We start from the raw sequence: 14769 nt of genomic DNA on the forward strand, positions 1-14769 counted from the left end.
GGCTTTCAGGGGTTATTGGTCCTGGCTGTTTTCCTGGTCCCGCTGACGAATTCTGTCTATATAGCCAGTTCTGTCCGCATCGGTGATAGGTCGCAGGACAGTGCAGGGGTTGCCGACCGCAACTACCTGATCCGGTATGTCATGGGTGACGACAGACCCCGCTCCGATGACGGCTCCACGGCCGATCCGCACTCCTCCCAGGACGACTACGTGGCCACCCAGCCAAGCTCCCTGGCAGATTTCGATGGGTCGGGCCTGGCAGGCGCCAGCCTTCCGTTCCTCATAGTCCAGGGCATGGTTGGTGCAGAAGAGCCCTGCGCCGGGGCCTATCCACACGTTCCTGCCTATGATGATCGGAGCGTTATCCAGCATAACGGCGCCGTAATTGATTAGCGTCTGACTGCCGATCCGTATGTTGCAACCGACTTCGCATCTGAAGTCCGGATTGATGACGACATCCTGTCCCACCTGGCCCAGAAGATCTTCCAGAATTCGTCGCCGTTCCTGCTTCTGCCCAGGGCCGGTCCTGTTGTACTCCAGGAAGAGGTTCTCGGCCCGTTCCCTTTGGCGATCGATGTCGGGATGGGTGTCTTGATAGACCTGACCGGATACCATCCGCTCCCATTCGATTCGGCCGGTCCGGCTCATTCCCGCCGTCACGTCGTCAGTCATGGGCACCGCCTTCCAGGATAACGGGATGAGTCAGCGGTCGGTGATCTGGGAGCCCAGCACCTTCTCGCTCAGGGCCCGGGGTCCCCGAGTCACGGCCACGGCGCCCGACCTGACCAGCTCGATGATGCCGAAGGGCCGCAGCAACCGCAGCAGGGCTTCCAACTTGCCTTCGGCCCCGGTGGCTTCGATGGTCAAGGACTCGGGGTGGACGTCGACCACGCGCACACGGAAGAGTTTGACGATCTCCAGCACATCGGAGCGGTTGCGTTCGTTGGCTTTGACCTTGATCATGACCAGTTCGCGTTCCACGGCTTCGTCGCCCTTGAGTTCGACGATTTTGAGCACATGCAGCAGCTTGTTGAGCTGCTTGATGATCTGTTCCAGAGGGACGGCTTCCACATCTGCTGTGACCGTGATCCGGGAGATGTCGTCTCGCTCAGTGGACGAGACGGACAGGGAGTTGATGTTGAAGGCGCGCCGGGCGAACAGGCCGGCCACCCTGGCCAGGACGCCGGGGCGGTTCTCGACCAGGACGGAAAGGGTGTGCCGTTCGGAGCCGGGCTTGGATGCTGGATAATTGGCCATGTGGTGCCCCTTTCCTACTTGTTCATGCGACCGGCGGCGTCGCTGGCCATGGCTGCCCGATCGGCTCCGGTCTGCTCATGCGGCTCGGGCTGCTCCTGCTCAGGACGGATGCCGGCCAGGGGCTGCACGCCCGGCTTGTAGATGATGGTGTCATTGGAGGCGCCTGCCGGGACCATGGGCCATACCATGGCATCCTTCCAGACGCGGAAGTCGATCAGGACCGGTCGGTCGGTCACTGCGTTGGCCTTATCGATGGCCTCCAGGGCCTGTTCCTGGGTAAAGGCCCGCAGTCCCAGGCAGCCATAGGCCTCGGCCAGTTTGACGAAGTCGGGGATGCCGTTGCCGTCTGTGGGCTTGGCGCCGCCGTCCTCCAGGTTGGTCTGGGAGTAGTGGCTGCCGTAGAAGAGGGTCTGCCACTGACGGACCATGCCGTAGACCGAGTTGTTGAGTATAGCGATGCGGATGGGCAGTCCCGCCTGCCCGGCCGTGGCCAGCTCCTCGGAGGTCATCTGGAAGGAGCCGTCCCCGTCGATCAGCCAGACGGGCCGCGGATCCTCCTCTTCCCTAGTGCCGATGGCTGTCCCTATCGCGGCGGGCAGGCCGTAGCCCATGGTCCCCAGTCCGCAGGAGGAGACCCAGGAGCGGGTGCGTTCGAAGTCGATGAACTGGCTGGCCCACATCTGGTGCTGGCCCACGCCGGATACCCAGATAGTATCCGGATCGGCCTTGTTGCTCAGGGTCTGGACCACCCACTGGGGTGCCAGGGTGCCGTCCGGGCTGGGCTCAAAGGTGGTGGGGTAGTCGTGCCGCCAGCCGTCGATCAGCCGCCACCAAGGCTTGAGGTCGGGCTTGCCCCAGGTGCGTTGGGCCGCCTTGAGCGCCGGGATCAGATCGTCCAGCACCTGGGCCACGTCCCCGACGATGGGTACATCCGCCTGCCGGTTCTTGCCGATCTCGGCCGGGTCGATGTCGATGTGGATGACCCGAGCCACCGGGGCGAAGTCCTCCAGGCTGCCGGTCACCCTGTCGTCGAAGCGAGTGCCCACGGCCACCAGCAGGTCGGAGTGCTGGATGGCCCCGTTGGCGGCCACCGTGCCGTGCATGCCGGGCATTCCCAGAACTGCTGGATCGGAGTCGGGTACGATGCCTCGCGCAGGCAGGGTGGTGACCATGGGGGCACCGGTAGCTCGCACGAGTTCCTGGACCTGCCGACGCGCGTCGGACCGGACGGCGCCGCCGCCCACATAGAGGACCGGTCTGTGCGACTGGACCAGGAGCCGGGCGGCATCGTCCAGGACGTGCCCGTGGGCCCGCGTCACCGGGTTGTAGCCAGGCAGAATCATCTCCTGGGGCCAGGAGTAAAGCATTTTGCCGTTCTGGGCCGTCTTGCTCAGGTCCACCACCACCGGGCCGGGCCTTCCCGAGCGGGCGATGTGGTAGGCCTCGGTCATGACCCGGGGGATGTCCTGGGCCTTGGTCACCAGATAGGAGTGTTTGGCCACCGGGTAGGTGATGCCCACGATGTCGGCCTCCTGGAAGGCATCGGTGCCGATGGAGTCCACACCCACCTGGCCGGTCACCACTACCAGGGGAACCGAGTCCATCATGGCATCGGCTATGGGGGTGACCATGTTGGTGGCCCCGGGTCCGGAGGTCACCAGGCAGACCCCCACCTTGCCCGTGGAGACGGCGTAGCCCTCGGCTGCGTGGCCGGCTGCCTGCTCGTGGCGGGTCAATGTGAAGTTGAAGCGCACTTGCTCGTCAATGGCGTCGTAGGCGGGCAGAATAGCACCTCCTGGAACGCCGAAGACCTGGGTGACCCCCAGATCCTCCAGGGACCGAATCAGCGCCTGGGCTCCCGTCATGGGCTCGCCCTGGGCGGGGACATCCTTGTCGTCATGATCCCAGTTCTTGGGTACCGAGCTGAATGCTTGCAGAGGTGTCGGCAGACTCATGTTTCCTCTCGACCTCCAGACTGCGCGCCGACCTGCGGCCGTGCATGTCGAAATACGAACCTGTCGGAGCGTCGGCGGGGTGGGCGGACGATTCCCGATCAGGAGGAGGCACCTGTGCCGTTCGTGACGGCGTGCCTCCGGGTTATGCCCATAGTCTAAACAGGGGTCTGGTCGGGGCGTTGGCACAGTACCGCATGCCGGAATTCCGTCTGAAATCTCAGGAGGATTGCTCGGCGCGCAGGGTCGCAAGCAGGTCCTGGTTGTCCAGCTGCTTCCACCCCTGGGCGGCAGCAGCCAGCTGGGCCTTCCGTTTGCTGCTGGCCTGGCCCTTGCCGATCACGGTCCCGCCGTCCTCCAGGCGCAGTTCGGCGGTGAAGACTTGGGCGTATTCCGGCCCGGAGACCGTCATGGCGTACCGGGGCTCGCCCAAGCCCAGCTTGTGGGCCTTGACGGTGATCGAGGTCTTCCAATCCAGTGCCGGTCCCTCAGTGGCCACTTCGGCCAGGGTGTCGTCAAGAATGGTATGGACGGTGGTCCTGGCCCCCTCGATGCCGTGCTCCACGAAGACCGACCCGATCAGCGATTCGACGGTGTCGCAGAGTATGGAGTCCTTGTCAGCCCCGCCGTTTTCGCTCTCTCCGCGGCCCAGAAGAATATACTGCCCCAGGTGCAGTTTCTCCCGGGCGATGGCCGACAGGGCCTCCTCGGAGACCGCCTTGGCCCGCATCTTGGCCAACTGGCCCTCGGTCATGTCTGGATGAACCTTGTACAGGGTCTCGGTGGCCACCAGTTCCAGAACCGCGTCGCCCAGGAACTCCAACCGTTCGTTGTTGGGCATGCCCGGGTGCTCATGGGCGAAGGAGCGATGGGTCAGGGCGTGCACCAGCAGCTCCGGGCTGATCCTGCCGCCCAGGGCCTGGAAGAGCTCCTCAGCCGCCTGGTTGCCGGAGTCCACTTGCTCCTGTTCCTCCTGCCGCATGTGGTCTTCCTGATCCTTCCTGGAGTGCCCTGTCTGCATAGCCCTTCTCGCTTTCTCGGCCTTGCCGTCTGATGATATGGAAAAACCCCTGCCACCCGTCGATGGCCGGGGTTTTCTCATTGCGTGTCGATCGCCGATTGGCTCACTTGCTGAACTGCGAGCGAATGGCGTCGCGGTAGACGCGCCCGCGGTACATGCCGCAGCTGGGGCATGCCATGTGCGGCAGCGCAGGAGCTCCGCAGTTGGGGCAGGTCACCGTAGCGGCGGCCTGGGTCTTCCAGTTGGCGCGCCGGGAATGGGTGTTGGCGCGCGAGGTCTTGTACTTTGGCAGTGCCATATTGTCCTCTGTTTCGATCGAATACTTCGAGCTTAAGCGTAGAGCAGTCTACCGCAACCTCCGGTCATTCGCCAGTCTGGCCGTCGTTGCCGGGGTTCTCCTCCTGCTCCAGACGCTGCTTGAGTCCCTCCAGGGCCGCCCAGCGGTCGTCCATTATCTCGTGGTGGTGATCGGGATGATCGTTCAGATCCATGCCGCACTGGGGGCACAGGCCCCGGCAGTCGGGTCGGCACAGAGGTTGCAGGGGCAGGGCCTCCACCAGGGTGTCACGCAGCAGGGCCTCCAAATCCATGAAGGCGCCCCCTCTGGCCAGAGGATAGGTCTGGCCGCTGGCCTCCTCCTGCTCGGCCAGAATCTCCTCCTTGCCATGGGTCGGCTCCGGTTCTGGATCCTTGTAGGGGAAGAAGACCACCGGATCGTCCTGAATGCTGGTATCGACAGGCCTCAGGCAGCGGGTGCATTCGGTCTTCAGCGGTACGCTGATATGGGCCTGCAACAAGAGGCCGTCCACCAGGGAGTCGATGTTGCCCTCCACATGCACGGGTGTTCCTGCCGGGATGCCCACCACCTGGTCGCCAATGCCCTCAGGGGCTGGAAAATCGCGGTCCACTCGGGTGCTTTGCCCTGCCCGCGTCGACACCTGGGCCACTGAAACCGCCCAGGGTGAATCCTCCGGTCTGCTCATCCCTGCGTCTCCTTTTCCTGGTCCGAGACTGACGCGTTCATGCTACGCGCTGCCTCCTGCTCACGCTGCTGGAGAACCTCCAGGCCGGCACGCACATCCTGGCTCATCTTGCCCAGCTGTGTGTCAAGCTCGCCCATGACCTGGGCGGCATACCCATCGGCCCCCTGGACCAGACGGTCTGCCTGGGCCTGGGCCGTGTCGATGATGGTCTGGGCCTTCTGTCGGGCTATGGCCACCACATTCTCCTGGCCGGCCAGGAAGCGGGCCTGCTCGCCGGCCTCCTTGACGATGTCTGCAGCCCGGCTCTGGGCGTCGGACATGGTGGCGTTGGCCTGGGTCTGCGCCGTATTCAGCCGACGCTCCGCCTCCCTCATGAGCGCCGAAGCTCGCTCCAGCTGCACTGGCAGCATTTTCTTGAGCTCGTTGAGGTCGTCGGTCAGCTCGTCTCGGTCAACCTTGACCAGTCCCGGACTGAAAATGGGGGCCTTGGCCTCATCCAGCATGGCCTGGATCCGATCGATGATGTCATAGACGGTGGTGAATTCCGATCGGGGGTTCCCGCTCTCGTTGCGGTCCTCCTGCAGGTCGGGCAGGTCCTTCATGTCGACTGCTGGCTTGGGCGCGCTCGCTCTGGTCGAGTCGTCGATAGGCTCGGCATCGTCCCTTTCCTGGGTCTGCTCGTTCATCATTGGCTCTTTTCCGTGTGCGGTGTGTCCCTGTGCAATGTGTCTATCAGTGCATCCACGACGCTGTCAGGGACCATGCCGGTGATGTCCCCTCCATGTCTGGCTACGTCCTTGACGATGGTGCTGGAGATATGCTCCCGCACCGGATCGGCTGGCAGGAAGAGCGTTTCCACCCCGGACAGCTTGCGATTGACCAGGGCCATGCCCAGCTCGGCCTCATAGTCCCCGTTCTGCCTGAGTCCCTTGACGATGACCGAGGCGCCCACTTTACGGCAGTAGTCGGTGATCAGGCCATCGGTAGAGGCTACGGTGATGTTCGGGTATCCGTCCTCGTCCAGGGCCCGGCGGATCATGGCCACCCGCTCCTGTTCGCTGAACATGGGGGTCTTGGCGGCGTTGACGGCCACAACCACGTGGACCGTCTCGAAGAAGCAGGCGCAACGTTCGATCACGTCCATGTGGCCGGAGGTGACCGGATCGTATGAGCCAGGGCATACAGCGATAGTCATGATTCTCAGCGTAGCGCGTCATAGGGAGCGAACGTGCAGCTCGCCGCCGTACCATGGATGTCATGACTGCAAGCAAGAGCATTCGCATGGAGGATCCGGAGCGGGAGCAGAACCCCGACCAGGGCACTGGCACGGCCGTGCTGGATCGTCCGGACACCGAGACCGCCGAGAAGACCCGGCTGAGCGACCAGGGTGACGCTGACCGGTTCGCCCACTACGTCTCCCGTGAGCGCATCGCCGAGTCCAAGCTGACCGGCCGGCCTGTTGTGGCCCTCTGCGGCAAGGTCTGGGTGCCCAAGCACGATCCCTCCCAGTACCCGGTCTGCCCGGACTGCAAGCGCATCTACGAACAGATGACGGGCGGCAGCCACTGAGCGCCACTGAGTGGTCCAGGCTGCTTCAGGACTGCTTGTCCAAGGCGATCCGGTCGATCATCTCCAGCTCTTCCTGGCTGAAGTCGGCCGACTGGACGGCCTTGAGATTGTCCAGGATCTGCTCGGGCTTGGAGGCACCGATGAGCACCGAGGTGACAGCGGGGTCCCTGAGCAGCCAGGCCAGGGCCATTTCTGCCAGACTCTGGCCGCGTTGGTGGGCCAGATCGTTCAAATCCTGAATCTGCTTCAGCCGCTGGGGGGTCAACGCAGACTCCTTGAGGAAGCGGCCGTCGGCACGTATCCGGCTGTCCTCGGGAATCCCATGCAGGTAGCGATCGGTCAGCAGTCCCTGGGCCAGCGGGCTGAAAGTGATCAGTCCCTTCTTCTCTTTCAGCACCGCCTCTTTGAGCCCGTTGTCCTCGATGGTTCTGTCGAAGATGGAGTAGCGGTTCTGGTTGATGATGAAGGGGACGTGCATCTCAGTCAGGATGGCCGCAGCCCGTGCCATGGTCGGCCCGTCATAGTTGGACAGTCCCAGGTAGAGGGCCTTGCCGCTGGTGACCGCCTGGGCCAGGGCGCCCATGGTCTCTTCCAGGGGAGTGTTCGGGTCGGGGCGGTGGTGGTAGAAGATGTCCACATAGTCAAGCCCCAGACGTTTCAGGCTCTGGTCCAGTCCGGACAGCAGATGCTTGCGTGAACCAAAGTCCCCATAAGGGCCAGGCCACATTCCATAACCGGCCTTGGTGGAGATGACCAGCTCCTGGCGGTGGCGGCTGAAGCACCGGCGCAGGATGATTCCCATGTTGCGCTCGGCGGCGCCTGGTCCAGGCCCGTAGTTGTCGGCCAGGTCGAAGTGGGTGATGCCGTGGTCGAAGGCCGTCGTGCATAGCTCCTGCATACGGTCCAAGGGCGTGGTGTTGCCGAAGTTGTGCCAGCAGCCCAGGCAGATGGGCGGCAGTTTCAGACCGCTGTCGCCGCAGCGCCGGTAGGTTGTGGAATCATATCGGTTCGGGTCAGGCTGGTAGGTTTCGGATTGTGCGTTCATCAGATGCTCCTCACTAGGGTGGGCAGGACCGGTTCGCCCTTCATCAGGCTGAGGGCGTTGATGGGCATCTCCTCGAGGGCCTTGGCCCGGTGCTCCCGGGCATCCAGGACTGCCTGCTCGCCTTGGAACTCCGGCCTGCTTTGGCCATGGTCCACGTAGGTGACCAGCAGATCCCGCCAGTCCTGCTCAGGCGTAAAGGCTGCCAGCGCATCCTCAGCGCCCGAGATGATGTGCTCGGCATCGGCCACCCCGTTGTGATAGGAGCGGTAGGCCAGCTTGCGTCCCGGCACCGAGGCCTTGCCCACCGACTTCTTGGCGACGGCCTGCATGACCCCATCGGAGTTCTCGCGCTCGGTCAGCTTGTAGACCATGGCGCAGGTGGGGGCTCCCGAACCGGTGACCAGCATGGTGCCCACCCCGTAGGAGTCCACTGGGGCATCCTGCAGGGAGGCGATGGCGTACTCGTCCAGATCATTGGTGACGGTGATGGTGGCCTTGGTGGCTCCCAGGGAGTCCAGTTGGGCGCGGACCTGCTGGGCCAGCGAGCCAAGGTCTCCAGAGTCGATGCGGACCCCGCCCAGCTCTGGTCCGGCCACATCGACGGCTGTCCTGACGGCCTCCTCGATGGAGTAGGTGTCGGTCAGCAGGGTGGTTCCCTTGCCCAGGGCCTGGATCTGCCCCTGGAAGGCCTCGCGTTCATTGTCATGAAGGAGGGTGAATGAATGGGCTGCGGTTCCGATGGCCTTGAAGCCGTATCGCTTGGCTGCCAGCAGGTTTGAGGTCCCCTGGAATCCGCCGACTATGGCCGCTCTGGCTGCTGCCACGGCTGCATATTCATTGGCCCGGCGCGCGCCCATGTCCATGCAGGGCCGGCCCTTGGCCGCAGTGACCATGCGGGAGGCGGCCGAGGCTACGGCCGAGTCGTAGTTGAGTATGGACAGGACCAGGGTCTCCAGCAGGGTGCACTCGCCGAAGCCGCCTTCGACCTGCAGAATGGGGGAGTCGGGGAAGAATATCTCGCCCTCCCGGTAGCCGCGGATGGTTCCGGTGAAGCGGAAGTGTTCCAGCCAGTCGATGGTGGTCTGGCTGACGATGTGACGGTCGGACAGGAAGCGAAGCTCGTCCTCGCTGAGGTGGAAATCCGCCAGCGCATCCAGAATCCGCCCAGTGCCTGCCACCACTCCGTAGCGGCGCCCCGCCGGCAGGTGCCGGGTGTAGACCTCGAAGACGGATCGTCGTCCGGCCGTACCGTCCTGCAAGGCGGCATCCAGCATGGTGTATTCATACATGTCGGTCATCAGAGCCGTAGAGGTTCCGGTGTCCTTGCTATTGTTTTCAGCGTTCATATCTTCCCCTTTGTGGGTGGAAAAGCCCTTGGTTGGCCCCCAGTCTAATCCTCTGCCGACCTACTGGCTCGCCCTGCCCTCCCAAGGTCGGGCTAAGCTGATCCGCATGAGATTCGTCGTGGGCATCTACCGATTGCTGATCGCCTTTTTCTGCCTGGGCGGCACCTACGAGGCCTGGCTGCTGGGAATCGGCAACAAGTGGGTCTATTTTACCTTCCAGACCAATATCGCCCTGGGTCTGGTCATGCTCTGGGCCGGAGCGGCCACCCTGCTCAAGGGCATCCAGCCTCCCGCCTGGCTCAAAGGATGTCTGACGCTCTACATCGTCATCACTGGGCTGGTGGCCATCCTGGTTCTGGGGCTGAACAGCACGGACTACCAGCTGGTCCTGGGCATCCGGACCACATGGATGATTCACGTCATCAGCCCCATCCTGGCATCGGTGGACTTCCTCTTGTTCGACCCTCATCGTCGTTTCCACTGGCACAACGTGCTGACCTGGCTGATCTATTTCCCCTTCTACGTAGCCTTCGTGCTGATCAGAGCCGCCATCTGGCCTCATTCGGGACCGCAGCCGGGCGGCAATCCCTACCCCTATGCCTTCTTGGACCTTGAGCACTTGGGCTGGGCCCAATTGACGGTCAACCTGGCTGAGTATCTGGTCGTCTTCTTTGCTCTGTCGCTGGTCATCTTCCTGATTGATCGCATCCTGCCGGCCAAGACACCGCTGACCATTGATCGGTAGACGGCTGACGGAATAATAGGGACCAGACCAGGGGAGCCTGGGCGGAACGGGAAAGGATCATCACTGATGGTTGCTATCAAGGACATGCTCCAGGAGGGTGCCGTGCTGCGGCCTGACGGCAGGGCGGCTGATGAGTTGCGGCCGGTCGTCATCACCAGGCATTGGACGGAGGCCCCCGAGGGATCGGTGCTGATCGAGTGCGGCAAGACCAGGGTCATGTGCACGGCCTCCTTCACGCCGACGCTGCCCCGTTGGCGCAAGGACTCCGGGCTGGGCTGGGTCACGGCCGAGTACGCCATGCTCCCCAGGGCCACCAGCGACCGTACTGCACGCGAGTCGGTCCGGGGAAAGGTCGGTGGCCGCACCCAGGAGATCAGCCGGCTGATAGGCCGTTGCCTGCGCGGTGTGGTGGATATGAAGGCCCTGGGCGAGAATCAGATCCAGCTGGACTGCGATGTGCTTCAGGCCGATGGCGGCACCCGTACAGCCTCGGTCACCGGCGCCTATGTGGCCATGGTCGATGCCCTCCGATGGGCCCAGGACCACCATCACATCCGCAGTGCCGACAAGGTGACCAAGGATTGCGTCTCGGCCGTCTCGGTGGGCATCATCGACGGCAAGCCCATGCTCGACCTTCCCTATCTGGAGGACAGCAGGGCCATGACCGATATGAACGTATCCATGACCGGCTCCGGCGATTTCATAGAGGTACAGGGAACGGCGGAGCATCGTCCCTTCAATCGTCAGGAGCTTGGCATCTTGCTGGACCTGGCAACCAAGGGGAACAAGGAGCTTCAGGCCGCTCAACGCAAGGCTCTCGCATCCGACTGACGTCAGGAACAGGCATTTCAGGCAGGAGGATCGATATGGGGCAAGCCAGAAAAGTGGTTGTGGCCACGCACAACGAGGGCAAACTAGGTGAGCTTCGTCGCATACTCGACGGTTTCCTGGCCGATGAGGGGCAGAGGATCGAGCTGGTTTCGGCGGGGCAACTGGGTCTGTCCGATCCGGTAGAGACCGGCACCACCTTTCAGGAGAACGCCCTTATCAAGGCTGGGCAGGCTGCTCGGGAGTCAGGTCTGCCCGCGCTGGCGGACGACTCGGGGCTGGTAGTTGATGTGATGGGCTCTGCCCCGGGGATCCTTTCGGCAAGGTGGAGCGGCCGCCACGGTGATGACCAGGCCAACTTGGAGCTCTTGCTGAACCAGCTGAACGACATTCCCGATGATCACAGGGGAGGGCGGTTTGTCTGTGCTGCCGCCTTGGTCGTTCCGGATGTGCCAGGGTACGCCGTCCGGGGACGTCAAGTGACCAGGGTCGGAGAGATGCCCGGAAGCATCATCCGCCAGGCGCGAGGGGACAATGGGTTCGGCTACGACCCGATCTTCGTGCCCCTTGATCAGCCTCGGCGTGCCAGCGACCAGCAGCCGCTGACCTCGGCGGAAATGACTTCGGATGAAAAGAACGCCATTTCGCACAGGGGCAAGGCCTTGGCGGCCATCATGCCGATTCTCATCGGCTGGGTGCTGGGGGATGGCCACATTAGAGGCTGATAAATCCTTATAGATTCCGTACGGTGAACGGTCGCGAAACATCAACGATCATGTTCTGAGTGCCGGTCGCACTTGAAGCATGCAAGGAAACGCGAAGGTGCGATTTTTTTATCTCTATGATACAGTCTGCGGTATTGGGGACAACTTAAAAACAGAGCCGATCTGTTCTATCAGATGATTCCATCGGGATTTGGGGGTTTCGTATTGAAGCGATTGCAAGAACGGAACAATAAGGGATCACTGCATATGAACCGTTCGATCATCGCCATTCTGATAACCCTTCTGGCGACACTGGCCATGGTTGTTCCGCTTGGGTTGAGCGCTCTTTCGGCCAGTCAGGCCAATGCCATCGATGGACAGGATGAAACGGCGAGCAGGAAGCCCCTGCTCTATAGGATGATGGCCTTCAACGACAGGATCGATACCTATCAGGATGAGCTGCGCATGGACTTCATCCTGCGGGTAAAACACAACGAGTTCAAGCCGGATTGTGTCGACCTTGGTAAGGCAGACACCGGTGGTAAGTCAAATTGCAATTTATCTTTTGTATATCAGTATGTTGGTTCTGATAACCCTGCAGATTATCATCGTGTAAAGTATATAAACACTATAACTCCAGATGATTATCTTGAAAATAACAAAACTGGGTATGCATATGATGGAGCTACAGCGTGGGCTGATAATCATCTGCAGCGCTTTACTGTTCATAAGGTAATCAATTCGGGTTTATACGACTACTTGGCCATATCCATCGAAGGCGACATGAACATTGCGGATAAGTCTACAGATCCCGCAAAGTTCGTGGCTGGTGGTCACCCTGAGCCCTTGAATGTCTTTGCTATCGTTGGTGAACAGAATGATGCCCTATCCTGTGGTAGCTCTTCGTGGGCATGGGGTACCGAAACCTGCTCAACTTTCGATCCAGCCTCCATGAGTGATTTACAGGCTCAGGATAGATATTCAAATATCACCGCGAGTTTATCGAAGGATAAACAGATGAAAGTGTATATGGGTGACTGCTTGGGTAGCGGAGGAGACGACCTGCAATGCAGCGGCCCATATTCCTGGGTTGGGTGGGACAGCAACCCATATCTCTATCGAAACCATCAGGCTAATTGGGGTATGGTGACCGATTATGGTTTTCCGGCTTATAGCGATGGCACGGTTGGAAATATAAATGCCACAGCCCCGGGTACGGCCCCGGCACGGTCTTTCTTCGTGTATTGGATGAACTTGCGTGGTCCAGGCAACAAAACCAATGGCATATGTTCTGAGACCAGTTCCTATTACTATCAGTGGGTGGCTCTTAAGGACAGCCAGTGGGTGCCTGTTAAGGAACTGACTCCTGAGCCGGTCCTGGTGACAGGCCAGCAGCCGAGTCCCAACACTTTGACTACCACCTACGGACTGCAGGGCATGGTCAATACCAATGGCGCTTATAACGTTAATCCGACCGACCCAAAGTATGCGAATACCACCAACGTGCTTTTTGCGACTGATAAGGATGGCAATCCTATGCCTGCTCAGAAGGCTGATGGCGGGATTGATTTCAAGGAGGCCAAGGAGAAGCAGGATCTCGACGGTTATTTCAAGCTGGTGACCTGGCCTGACACCAGGAATTCTGATGGCACGGAATGTACAGCCGTCAGCCCTGAGGTGTACAGCCCCAAGAGCGCTGGTCTTGTGGGGATTGACGATAACATGTCCGCCGCGCAAAAGGATACGAATCTCTCTGCGGGTTGGACGATTGATACTGCTTTTTATAAGTATAATGTGCCTCGTCCTGATGATCCGACAATCACCAAGATCCAGAATGATGCGGATGCCGGCTTGGATGCTTCTGGGAGCGTGTATACGTCGAAGCTTGACCCGATAATCAGTGGTGAGTGCACGCCTTCCAAGGATGAGAAGCATCCCAATACGGTTGTTCTATATGGAGAGGATCCCACCAATCCGATTGCGGATGGGCAGGGCACGAATGGCGATGACTTGGTGAAAAGCTCGGACACCTGGGGGTTCAGGCTGGGGGAAGCTGTTTGCGAGACCGACACTGGCAGCAAGCAGGGAGGGTCCTGGTGGATACAGGACACCAATAAGCAGTATCCGTCGCCGGACCCCGGCAACAAGTACAACGGCTACAGGCGTTATCACGCCTGGGTGGTTGAGTCCACGTCAGGGTTCGGCTTGACCTCCTACTTCTCGAATGTCGGCACGGCTTATTTCGTTTCGGGAGAAAACGTCCCGGATGCCAGCAAGTTCTCGGTCACTGTGCCTCATACCGTCAACGGGAGCCTGCCGACAGGTTCGGTGGTCACGTTCAGGGGTGAGGTGTCGCCTGTGTATACGGCCTGGTCGTCGGGAAGTCTGGGGATGACGGATTCGAGGATGGCTGTTTCGATGAAGCAGAATGCTGCCTCGGGCTGGACCAGTCTGTTGACCACTCCGGCCAACACCTTCCAGAGGGATGCGGCGGTTGGCGCTGCTCCTTCCGTCGCTGACCCCGCATCAGGTCTCACGCTGAACCTGACCAAGACGGCGGCTTCCACCTGGTCCTGGTCGCTGAATATCCCTGCTGACAAGTTCACTGGTTATAACGGTGACGATGAAACGCAGACATACACCTTCCAGGTTGAAATGGTCAACCCGATGAACCTCCGTTCGGGCCCGGCGTCCATCGAGCGGAAGGTCGACATGACGCCCACCACGCTGACCATTGACCGCCATGACGTCTTCCAGGTAGCGGGCAGGGCCTACAAGTATGTCAATGGAAACACGAAGGTTCCTGAGACCAAGGGGACCATGGTGCATGTGACCTGGCCTGACAACACTGGCACGGATGTGTCTGTGGGGGACCAGGGCTTATGGCAGGCGGTCCCGCCTGAGGGGATGAAGCAGGGGGATGTCGCCGTCCAGGTGCTTTCGGATGATGCCGAGGGCCCTGACGCGCAGGGTCGGTTCCAGGGCGGGAACCAGTCGGCCTCGGTGTCGCAGGAGCTGGAGTTCCGGCCTTCGACCTCCTCCCTGCCGCTGACCGGCGGATGGCCGCTTTCCGTGCTCAGGATCCTGCTGCTGATAGCCTTAGGCCTGGTGGGCTTCGTGGCTTGCCTGAGGAACAAGCAGGAAAGCCGCCACTGACCCCGGCAGCATAAGAACAGGGCCCGCCCTCATCCTTCCAATTCCATGGAGATGAGAGCAGGCCCTGTTCTTTTTTATTCCTCTGATGCAGCCGTTACGCCACTCGCGCCTGCAACGTGTCCTCCGGTAAAGACAAGATACTGCTTCTGGTCAGCTAGGTCCT

The 14769-nt window shown here is 61.2% G+C and carries 15 protein-coding genes; 5 read left to right on the plus strand and 10 right to left on the minus strand.

Annotation, left to right across the window (positions count from 1 at the left end; genetic code table 11):
* Positions 1 to 12 precede the first annotated feature (12 nt).
* From RAM15_RS01355 to coaD, 8 genes are all read right to left on the minus strand, one after another.
* Positions 13 to 672, minus strand: a complete 660-nt coding sequence (locus RAM15_RS01355) for a sugar O-acetyltransferase (RefSeq protein WP_306221739.1) — start codon at positions 670 to 672, stop codon at positions 13 to 15.
* A gap of 30 nt (positions 673 to 702) precedes the next feature.
* Positions 703 to 1257: an acetolactate synthase small subunit gene (ilvN, locus tag RAM15_RS01360; protein ID WP_029677724.1), complete on the minus strand. Its 555-nt coding sequence runs from the start codon at positions 1255 to 1257 to the stop codon at positions 703 to 705.
* A gap of 14 nt (positions 1258 to 1271) precedes the next feature.
* Positions 1272 to 3212 (minus strand): acetolactate synthase large subunit, encoded by a 1941-nt coding sequence (locus tag RAM15_RS01365; protein ID WP_306221740.1) that lies wholly within the window; start codon positions 3210 to 3212, stop codon positions 1272 to 1274.
* A 217-nt stretch (positions 3213 to 3429) separates the two neighbouring features.
* Positions 3430 to 4191 (minus strand): ribonuclease III, encoded by a 762-nt coding sequence (rnc, locus tag RAM15_RS01370; RefSeq protein ID WP_306221741.1) that lies wholly within the window; start codon positions 4189 to 4191, stop codon positions 3430 to 3432.
* Between the two features lie 142 nt (positions 4192 to 4333).
* Positions 4334 to 4528 carry a 50S ribosomal protein L32 gene (gene rpmF, locus RAM15_RS01375; protein ID WP_015021378.1) on the minus strand — a complete coding sequence of 65 codons (195 nt, stop codon included), beginning with the start codon at positions 4526 to 4528 and terminating at the stop codon, positions 4334 to 4336.
* Between the two features lie 64 nt (positions 4529 to 4592).
* Positions 4593 to 5213 carry a YceD family protein gene (locus RAM15_RS01380; protein ID WP_306221742.1) on the minus strand — a complete coding sequence of 207 codons (621 nt, stop codon included), beginning with the start codon at positions 5211 to 5213 and terminating at the stop codon, positions 4593 to 4595.
* Positions 5210 to 5902 carry a cell division protein gene (locus tag RAM15_RS01385; protein ID WP_306221743.1) on the minus strand — a complete coding sequence of 231 codons (693 nt, stop codon included), beginning with the start codon at positions 5900 to 5902 and terminating at the stop codon, positions 5210 to 5212. The genes RAM15_RS01380 and RAM15_RS01385 overlap by 4 nt, the downstream gene beginning before the upstream one ends.
* Positions 5899 to 6408 carry a pantetheine-phosphate adenylyltransferase gene (gene coaD / locus RAM15_RS01390; protein ID WP_045923959.1) on the minus strand — a complete coding sequence of 170 codons (510 nt, stop codon included), beginning with the start codon at positions 6406 to 6408 and terminating at the stop codon, positions 5899 to 5901. Before coaD ends, RAM15_RS01385 begins: the two co-directional genes overlap by 4 nt.
* A 62-nt stretch (positions 6409 to 6470) precedes the next feature.
* Here coaD and RAM15_RS01395 point away from each other — a divergent pair, with 62 nt between their 5' ends.
* Entirely contained in the window at positions 6471 to 6782 is a 312-nt protein-coding gene (locus tag RAM15_RS01395) for a DUF3039 domain-containing protein (protein ID WP_180335351.1), read from the plus strand.
* 25 nt (positions 6783 to 6807) lie between these two features.
* On the opposite strand, the gene RAM15_RS01400 is transcribed toward RAM15_RS01395, so the two are convergent.
* Both RAM15_RS01400 and RAM15_RS01405 read right to left on the minus strand, forming a co-directional pair.
* Positions 6808 to 7827: an aldo/keto reductase gene (locus tag RAM15_RS01400; RefSeq protein WP_306221744.1), complete on the minus strand. Its 1020-nt coding sequence runs from the start codon at positions 7825 to 7827 to the stop codon at positions 6808 to 6810.
* Complete coding sequence (locus RAM15_RS01405) at positions 7827 to 9173, minus strand: nicotinate phosphoribosyltransferase (RefSeq protein WP_306221745.1); 1347 nt, start codon at positions 9171 to 9173, stop codon at positions 7827 to 7829. Before RAM15_RS01405 ends, RAM15_RS01400 begins: the two co-directional genes overlap by 1 nt.
* A 106-nt stretch (positions 9174 to 9279) precedes the next feature.
* Between RAM15_RS01405 and RAM15_RS01410 the strand changes: the two genes are divergently transcribed.
* From RAM15_RS01410 to RAM15_RS08570, 4 genes are all read left to right on the plus strand, one after another.
* Positions 9280 to 9918 carry a Pr6Pr family membrane protein gene (locus tag RAM15_RS01410; protein ID WP_306221746.1) on the plus strand — a complete coding sequence of 213 codons (639 nt, stop codon included), beginning with the start codon at positions 9280 to 9282 and terminating at the stop codon, positions 9916 to 9918.
* A gap of 66 nt (positions 9919 to 9984) precedes the next feature.
* A complete protein-coding gene (gene rph / locus RAM15_RS01415) occupies positions 9985 to 10749 on the plus strand; it encodes a ribonuclease PH (protein ID WP_306221747.1) in 765 nt (254 codons plus the stop codon).
* A 35-nt stretch (positions 10750 to 10784) separates the two neighbouring features.
* Positions 10785 to 11471: an RdgB/HAM1 family non-canonical purine NTP pyrophosphatase gene (rdgB, locus tag RAM15_RS01420; protein WP_306221748.1), complete on the plus strand. Its 687-nt coding sequence runs from the start codon at positions 10785 to 10787 to the stop codon at positions 11469 to 11471.
* A gap of 174 nt (positions 11472 to 11645) precedes the next feature.
* Positions 11646 to 14606, plus strand: coding sequence for a hypothetical protein (locus RAM15_RS08570; RefSeq protein ID WP_444832399.1), 2961 nt, complete (start codon positions 11646 to 11648; stop codon positions 14604 to 14606).
* Positions 14607 to 14769 lie beyond the last annotated feature (163 nt).

The sequence above is a fragment of the Bifidobacterium asteroides genome, from assembly GCF_030758775.1.
GTDB classification, from domain to species: Bacteria; Actinomycetota; Actinomycetes; order Actinomycetales; family Bifidobacteriaceae; genus Bombiscardovia; species Bombiscardovia kimbladii.

What these genes read in the sequence shown, in the direction of transcription:
- RAM15_RS01355 (WP_306221739.1), bottom strand. Translation starts at nt 672, where the DNA reads ATGACTGACGACGTGACGGCGGGAATGAGCCGGACCGGCCGAATCGAA.
- ilvN (WP_029677724.1), bottom strand. Translation starts at nt 1,257, where the DNA reads ATGGCCAATTATCCAGCATCCAAGCCCGGCTCCGAACGGCACACCCTT.
- RAM15_RS01365 (WP_306221740.1), bottom strand. Translation starts at nt 3,212, where the DNA reads ATGAGTCTGCCGACACCTCTGCAAGCATTCAGCTCGGTACCCAAGAAC.
- rnc (WP_306221741.1), bottom strand. Translation starts at nt 4,191, where the DNA reads ATGCGGCAGGAGGAACAGGAGCAAGTGGACTCCGGCAACCAGGCGGCT.
- rpmF (WP_015021378.1), bottom strand. Translation starts at nt 4,528, where the DNA reads ATGGCACTGCCAAAGTACAAGACCTCGCGCGCCAACACCCATTCCCGG.
- RAM15_RS01380 (WP_306221742.1), bottom strand. Translation starts at nt 5,213, where the DNA reads ATGAGCAGACCGGAGGATTCACCCTGGGCGGTTTCAGTGGCCCAGGTG.
- RAM15_RS01385 (WP_306221743.1), bottom strand. Translation starts at nt 5,902, where the DNA reads ATGATGAACGAGCAGACCCAGGAAAGGGACGATGCCGAGCCTATCGAC.
- coaD (WP_045923959.1), bottom strand. Translation starts at nt 6,408, where the DNA reads ATGACTATCGCTGTATGCCCTGGCTCATACGATCCGGTCACCTCCGGC.
- RAM15_RS01395 (WP_180335351.1), top strand. Translation starts at nt 6,471, where the DNA reads ATGACTGCAAGCAAGAGCATTCGCATGGAGGATCCGGAGCGGGAGCAG.
- RAM15_RS01400 (WP_306221744.1), bottom strand. Translation starts at nt 7,827, where the DNA reads ATGAACGCACAATCCGAAACCTACCAGCCTGACCCGAACCGATATGAT.
- RAM15_RS01405 (WP_306221745.1), bottom strand. Translation starts at nt 9,173, where the DNA reads ATGAACGCTGAAAACAATAGCAAGGACACCGGAACCTCTACGGCTCTG.
- RAM15_RS01410 (WP_306221746.1), top strand. Translation starts at nt 9,280, where the DNA reads ATGAGATTCGTCGTGGGCATCTACCGATTGCTGATCGCCTTTTTCTGC.
- rph (WP_306221747.1), top strand. Translation starts at nt 9,985, where the DNA reads ATGGTTGCTATCAAGGACATGCTCCAGGAGGGTGCCGTGCTGCGGCCT.
- rdgB (WP_306221748.1), top strand. Translation starts at nt 10,785, where the DNA reads ATGGGGCAAGCCAGAAAAGTGGTTGTGGCCACGCACAACGAGGGCAAA.
- RAM15_RS08570 (WP_444832399.1), top strand. Translation starts at nt 11,646, where the DNA reads ATGATTCCATCGGGATTTGGGGGTTTCGTATTGAAGCGATTGCAAGAA.